Source organism: Streptomyces sp. NPDC038707 (genome assembly GCF_040636485.1).
Lineage (GTDB): Bacteria > Actinomycetota > Actinomycetes > Streptomycetales > Streptomycetaceae > Streptomyces.
This window is the reverse complement of the sequence record NZ_JBEZUP010000005.1, coordinates 367,921-374,479: the sequence shown is the minus strand read 5'-3', so window position 1 is coordinate 374,479 and position 6,559 is coordinate 367,921. Positions and strand designations below refer to the sequence as shown.

Annotated in this window: 7 protein-coding genes; 6 read left to right on the top strand and 1 reads right to left on the bottom strand. The window is 72.8% G+C overall.

From position 1 onward, the window contains the following. Positions 1-72: 72 nt before the first annotated feature. On the bottom strand, positions 73-1,002 hold the full coding sequence (locus tag AB0E62_RS10440; protein ID WP_362190750.1) for a ScbA/BarX family gamma-butyrolactone biosynthesis protein: 930 nt from the start codon (positions 1,000-1,002) through the stop codon (positions 73-75). A 205-nt stretch (positions 1,003-1,207) separates the two neighbouring features. On the opposite strand from AB0E62_RS10440, the gene AB0E62_RS10435 reads away from it, so the two are divergent. The 6 genes from AB0E62_RS10435 to AB0E62_RS10410 all read left to right on the top strand — a co-directional run bounded on the left by AB0E62_RS10435 (position 1,208) and on the right by AB0E62_RS10410 (position 6,548). Then, the gene (locus tag AB0E62_RS10435; RefSeq protein ID WP_362190748.1) at positions 1,208-1,879 is read left to right on the top strand and encodes a ScbR family autoregulator-binding transcription factor; all 672 of its coding nucleotides are present in this window, start codon (positions 1,208-1,210) and stop codon (positions 1,877-1,879) included. 167 nt (positions 1,880-2,046) lie between these two features. Beyond that, entirely contained in the window at positions 2,047-2,811 is a 765-nt protein-coding gene (locus AB0E62_RS10430) for an SDR family oxidoreductase (protein ID WP_362190746.1), read from the top strand. A gap of 13 nt (positions 2,812-2,824) precedes the next feature. Beyond that, a complete protein-coding gene (locus AB0E62_RS10425; protein WP_362190778.1) occupies positions 2,825-3,733 on the top strand; it encodes a zinc-binding dehydrogenase in 909 nt (302 codons plus the stop codon). A 130-nt stretch (positions 3,734-3,863) separates the two neighbouring features. Beyond that, positions 3,864-5,279: a 3-isopropylmalate dehydratase large subunit gene (gene leuC / locus AB0E62_RS10420; protein ID WP_362190744.1), complete on the top strand. Its 1,416-nt coding sequence runs from the start codon at positions 3,864-3,866 to the stop codon at positions 5,277-5,279. A 14-nt stretch (positions 5,280-5,293) separates the two neighbouring features. After that, positions 5,294-5,881 (top strand): 3-isopropylmalate dehydratase small subunit, encoded by a 588-nt coding sequence (leuD, locus tag AB0E62_RS10415; protein ID WP_362190742.1) that lies wholly within the window; start codon positions 5,294-5,296, stop codon positions 5,879-5,881. 76 nt (positions 5,882-5,957) lie between these two features. Next, a complete protein-coding gene (locus AB0E62_RS10410) occupies positions 5,958-6,548 on the top strand; it encodes an isochorismatase family cysteine hydrolase (protein WP_362190740.1) in 591 nt (196 codons plus the stop codon). Positions 6,549-6,559: the final 11 nt, after the last annotated feature.

The window sequence follows — 6,559 nt, the reverse complement described above, 5'->3', positions numbered from 1 at the left end:
CTCTGCCCAGTCCTCCACGTTCAGCACCCTCCAAGAGTCCGGAGGGGTCAAGATTCGGAGACTGCCAGGGGGTCAGTTTTCACGAAGCAGCGACAGCATCAGGCAGCGGAAGGTGATCTCCTCCCGCTGCCGGCCGACGACCTCGATGCCGGCCGAGCCGGGAGACGACGCGGGGACCTCGCGAGCCTCCAGGAGGCAGGGCGCGTCGAACTCGACGTACCGGTGGGCGGTCAGGGCCAGTGCCGTCGGGTCGAAGCCGCGCTCGCCGCGGAAGGCGTAGGCGGCCTGCTGCGCCGCCTCCAGGAGGACGAGGCCGGGTACGTGGTCCACGGCGTGGTCGATCAGCGCGGGGTGGCCGGTGTCGGCGATCAACTGCCAGGTGCCCGGCCGCGCGCCGGGCGCCAGGGCCACCTCCGAGGCGTGGTCGCGCCCGACCACCCGGGGCGCGACGGGACGCGCCGCCCCCTGCGGCGGAACGGCCGTCAGCCGCTCGCCGCGCAGCCGGCGGTAGACCGGATCGGGCACCCAGGTGAAGCTGGACCTGCTGGTGAGGTAGGCCGCTCCCCGCTGGTGGAGACCGATGTGCATCTCCAGGCTGCGCCGCCCCGTCCAGGTGCCGTGAGCGTAGGCGCGCAGCGGCGCGGAGGGGTCGACGCGGTGCCGCGCGTCGATCGAGTAGGTGAGGTCGTTCATCAGGAAGTGGTGCGACCGGGAGACGCCGAGCGCGGCGTGCACGAGGCCGAGGCCGACCTGGCGCAGCGTCTGCGCGATCAGCATGTGGTGGTGAGCGCTCCCGCGGGCCGGGGCGAAGAAGACGTGCGGGCCCGACCAGTCGATGTCGAGTGCGAAGGAGGTGTTCCCGCGCTGCGTCCAGCCGGTGACGAGAACGTCCTCGTCCGCGACGCGATGGGCGAACGCCGCCGATATGGCCACGGATTCACTCCGGACGGCCGGCAGCGGTACGAGCGGCGCGGGCAGGGTGTGGCTCGCTGTGTCGATCATGTCCCCCCCCAGGGATCAAGACAGGTGGAGCTGAGGAATAAACATACAGGGCGCGCGGTTCTTTTTCATGAGACGGTCCGGAGAACCCGGATGTCAAGCGGCAATCGGCGGAGGGTGGCCCGCCCCGGTGGGTGGCGTAGGATACGGCGTGACCGGTTTTGAATGAACCTGGCCAGTCCTCTAGGTACTCCGCAGGAGATCTCGCATGGCACGACAGGAACGCGCGATCCGGACGCGCAACGCGGTCCTCGAGGCCGCCGCCGCGGTGTTCGCCGAGCGCGGTTACGAATCCGCGACGATCGCCGAGATCCTGGAGCGGGCCGAGGTGACCAAGGGAGCGCTGTACTTCCACTTCGCCTCCAAGGAGGAGCTGGCGCAGGGCGTGCTGGAGCACGCGGTGACGGGGCTGCCGCCCGAGCAGCCGATCAAGATCCAGTCGTTCGTGGACACAGGACTCATCCTGGCCCACCGGCTGCCCCGTGAGCCCCTGTTGCGGGGAGCCGCACGCCTCGCGGCCGACCAGGGCGCCCAGCGTTTCTTCGGCCGGCCGTGGCGGGACTGGATAGACGTGGCGGCCGGGCAGCTCACCCTCGCCAAGGAGGGCGGCGAGGTGCTGCCGCACATCGACCCCGACCGTATCGCCCAGACCATGGTGGCGGCGTTCACCGGCATCCAGCTGATGTCCCAGGCCACCTCGGAGATGGCCGACATCGAGGAGCGCGTCTCCCTGCTGTACGACATCGTGCTGCCCAGTATCGCGGTCCCCGGTCTGCTCGGACAGGTGGACACCTCCGCGGAACGCGGTGCCAAGCTCGTCGCCGACCTGCGGGCCGCCGAGGCGGACGGCGGACCGGACGAGGAGCCGTCCGACGCGTAGACTGCGGGCGCCGAGCGGTGGGCACAGGGGGAACCCGCCGTTCTCGACTCTCGACAGACTGATTGGGAAGCTCGGAAAGGGCCTTCACCCCTGCGTGGGTGAGGGCCCTTCGCTGTAGGCGCGCCCACCCGCGTGGGGGCGTCCAGAACACGGAGGAAACGTCGGGCATGGGAAAGCTGGAGAACCTGACCGCTCTGGTCACGGGGGCGAGCAGGGGCATAGGCCGCGGCACCGCACTGCGGCTCGCGGCCGACGGCGCGCGCGTGGCGGTGCACTACGGCAGCAACGAACAGGCCGCGCGGGAGACCGTCGACGCCATCAACGGCGACGGCGGCACCGCCTTCGCGATCCGCGCCGACCTGCGCGCACCGGACGCGGCCCGCCGGCTGTACGCCGAGTTCGACGCCGGCCTCGCCCGGCTCGGGGCCGGACCCGGACTCGACATCCTCGTCAACAACGCGGCCGTCGGACCGGTCGGGACCATCGAGGAGACCACCGAGGAACTCTTCGACGAACTCTTCGCGACCAACACCAGGAGCACGTTCTTCGTCACCAAGTACGGGCTCGAGCGCATGCGTGACGGCGGCCGCGTGATCAACATCTCCTCGGCGTCGACCCGCACCGCCTTCCCGCAGTCCATCGGCTACTGCATGTCCAAGGGCGCCGTGGACGTCCTCACCCTCGGCCTCGCCAAGCACGTCGGCGACCGCGGCATCACCGTCAACACCGTCGCGCCCGGCTTCGTCGAGACCGACATGAACGCCATGCTGCGGCAGACGCCCGAGGCGGCGGCCGGCCTGGCGGCCCTGTCCGTCTTCAACCGCATCGGCCGCCCGGCGGACATCGCGGACATCGTCGCCTTCCTCGCCTCCGACGAAGCCCGCTGGATCACCGGTCAGTGGATCAGCGCCAGCGGAGGATCGGGGCTCTGAGATGGCTGCCGACATGTACGCCGTACGCTTCGCCCGGTTCGGCGGCCCCGAGGTGCTCGAACACGTCCGCGTCCCCGTCCCGCGGCCCGCGCCGGACCAGCTGCTGATCGAGGTGGAGGCGGCCGGCGTCAACTTCGCCGACACCCACCAGGTCGACGGCTCCTACCTCGCCGCGGACCAACTGCCCTTCGTACCGGGCAGCGAGGTCGTCGGGCGCACCGAGGACGGGCGGCGCGTCCTGGCCCGGGTGCGCGGCGGATACGCCCAGTACGCCGTCGCCGACGCGGCCGCGGTGACCGAGGTCCCCGGGGAACTCCCGGCCGCCCACGCCCTGGCGCTGCCCATGCAGGGGCTCACCGCGTGGCACCTGCTCACCTCCGCCGCCCGCCTGGAGCCCGGCGAGACGGTCGTGGTCCATGCCGCGGCCGGCGGCGTCGGCAGCCTGGCCGTGCAGCTCGCCCGGCACTTCGGCGCCGGACAGGTGCTCGCCCAGGCCTCGTCCCCGGCCAAGCGGGAACTAGCCCTGCGGCTGGGCGCCGACGGCATCGCCGACTACCCGCTGGCGCGGCGGGCCGACGTGATCCTCGACGCCACGGGCGGCCCGCTGTTCGACCAGGCCCTCGACGCGCTCGCCGACTTCGGCCGGCTCGTCACCTACGGCAACGCCTCCCGCACGCCGTTCACCCCCGTCGACCCCGCCCGGCTGGGCCGTCTCAGCGCCTCGGTCGTCGGATTCTGGCTGCGCCGCGCGCTGGCCCGGCCCGGCGCCGTCACCGGCCCGCTGGCCACCATGCTCGACCTCGTGGGGCAGGGCCTGCTGCGCCCCGTCGCGGGCCCCGAGTACCCGCTGGCCGACGCGCGCCGTGCCCACGAGGAGCTGCTGGCCCGCCGTACCACCGGAAAGGTCGTCCTCCGCCCCTGACCGGGGTGGAGCCGTCCCTCAACCCCCGCGGCACGGCCCTCCACTTTGGGTGGAGGGCCGTGCGCGCCGGTGGGGCCGCCTCAGCCGACGGCCGATGAGCGCGCCCGCCGCGGTCGGCAGTCTTTCGCCCATGGCGACACTGGCGCAGAAGATCTGGGACGAGCACACCATCCGGCGCGGGGACGACGGGGACGGCCGGGACGGCGGGACCGACCTCGTCTACATCGACCTCCACCTGCTGCACGAGGCCAACACCCCACGGGCCTTCGACGACCTGCGGGCCGCCGGCCGCCGCGTGCGCAGGCCGGATCTCACGGTGGCCACGGAGGACCACAACACCCCGACCCGGGCGGTCGACCGGGTCATCGCCGACCCGGCCGGCCGCCGGCAGTCGCGGCTGATCCGCGAGAACTGCGCGGAGTTCGGCATCCCGCTGCACCGGCTGGGCGACCCCGGCCAGGGCATCGTGCACGTCATCGGGCCCGAACTCGGCCTGGTCCGGCCCGGGATGACGATCGTCTGCTGCGACTCGCACACCACCACCCTGGGCGCCTTCGGCGCGCTGGCCTTCGGCATCGGCACCGGCCAGGTGGAGCACGTCCTCGCCACCCAGACACTGCCGATGCCCCGGCTGAAGGACATGGCGGTCACCGTCACGGGACGGCTGCCCGCCGGTGTCACCGCCAAGGACCTCGTCCTGGAGCTGATCGCCCGGATCGGGACCGCCGGCGGACAGGGCCACGTCATCGAGTACCGGGGAGAGGCCGTCTCGGCGCTCTCCATGGAAGCCCGGATGACGCTGTGCAACATGTCGGTGGAGGCCGGCTCCCGTGCCGGTCTCGTCGCCCCCGACGAGGTGACCCTCGACTATCTGCGCGCGCGGCCGGGCATGCCGAGGGGAGCCGCCTGGGAGGCGGAGGCGGCCCACTGGCGGACCCTGCGCAGCGACGCGGACGCGGTGTTCGACCGGGAAGTCGTCATCGACGCGGCCACCGTGCGGCCGCGGATCTCCTGGGGCACCAACCCCAGCCAGAGCGTCCCGCTGGACGGCCGGGTGCCCGAGCCCGACCAGGCCGACGGCGCCGAAGACCGGGCCGCGGCACGGCGCGCACTGGCCTACATGGACCTGACCCCCGGCACCGCGATGAAGGACGTCGCCGTCGACACCGTGTTCGTCGGCTCCTGCACCAACGGGCGGATCGAGGACCTGCGCGAGGTCGCCGGCGTGCTGAAGGGGCGGCGGGTCGCCGAGGACCTGCACCTGCTCATCGTGCCCGGCTCCGCGGCCGTGCACCGGCAGGCGGTCGAGGAGGGCCTCGACCGCGTGTTCGCCGAGGCGGGCGCCGACTTCCGGGCCGTGGGCGGCTGCTCCATGTGCTGCGCGCTCAACGAGGACCGCCTCGCGCCCGGCGCACGGGCCGTGTCCACCACCAACCGCAACTTCGAGGGCCGCCAGGGCAAGGGTGCCCGCACCCACATCGCCTCTCCCGCCGTCGCCGCCGCGACCGCGGTCGCCGGCCGCATCGCCTCCCCCGCCGACCTGTGAGGAACGACCGCACCATGGAGAAGTTCACCGTCCACACCGGCACCGCCGTCCCGCTGCGCCGCGACAACGTGGACACCGACCAGATCATCCCGGCGCGCTACGTGCCGTACTTCAGCGACCGGGGACTGGCCAACTCCCTCTTCGCCGACTGGCGCGATGACCCCGCCTTCGTCCTGAACCAGCCGCAGCACCAGGGCGCCACGGTGCTCGTCGCGGGCCGCGACTTCGGCACCGGTTCGTCCCGCGAGTCGGCGGTGTGGGCACTGATGCGCTTCGGCTTCCGGGCCGTGCTCGCGCCCCGGTTCGGCGACATCTTCCGCGGCAACTCCCTGATGCGCGGCCTGCTCACCGTCGAGTGCCCGGAGCCGGTCGTGGAACGGCTGTGGCAGCTGATCGAGGAGGACCCGTTCGTGCCGGTCCGGGTGGACCTGGAGCGGTCCACGGTCAGCTGCGCGGACGTCGAGCAGCCCTTCACCGTCCCCGAGGCGTCCCGGCGGCTGATGCTGCGCGGGCTCGACCCGATCGACGTGACCCTGCGGCACGAGCCCGACATCACGGCGTACGAGCGGCGCCGCCGTCCCGCCCTGCCCGTCACCCGCTGAGCCGGCCCCGGCGGACCCGCCCCCACCACCCGAGCCCCCACCACCCGAGCCCCGACCACCCGAACACGAGGCGGACATGCGACGCAGACCGGCCCTGTTGGTACTGGACCTCATCAACGAGATCGCCCACCCCGAGGGACGTTTCCCCGACAAGTGCCTGGACCAGGTCGTCGAACGGGGCGTGATCGAACGCAGCGCGACCGCGATCGCCCGGGCCCGCGCCCAGGGCATCCCGGTGATCTACGTGGTCGTCGGCTTCACCCCGGGCTACGGGGACTGGCCGCGGGACTCGCCGCTCTTCGCCGAAGTACCCGACGGCGACCGGCTGCTGCTGGGCACCTGGGCCACCCGGGTGGTCGACGAGCTGAAGCCGGAGCCCGGCGAACCCGTCGTCGCCAAGCGCCGCGTCAGCGCCTTCCACGGCACCCACCTGGACACGCTGCTGCGCGCCCGCGAGGTCGACACCCTGCTCCTGCTCGGCGTCACCACGGACCTCGTGGTGCTCTCCACGGCCCGGGAGGCACACGACCGGGACTACCGGGTCGAGGTCCTGGCGGACGCCACCGCCACCGAGACCCCCGAACTGCACGAAGCCGCCCTGACCCTGCTGGCCCGCACGGCGACCGTCACCACGGTCGACCGGGCGCTCGGCCGCGCGGCGGCCTGAACCCGGAGGAC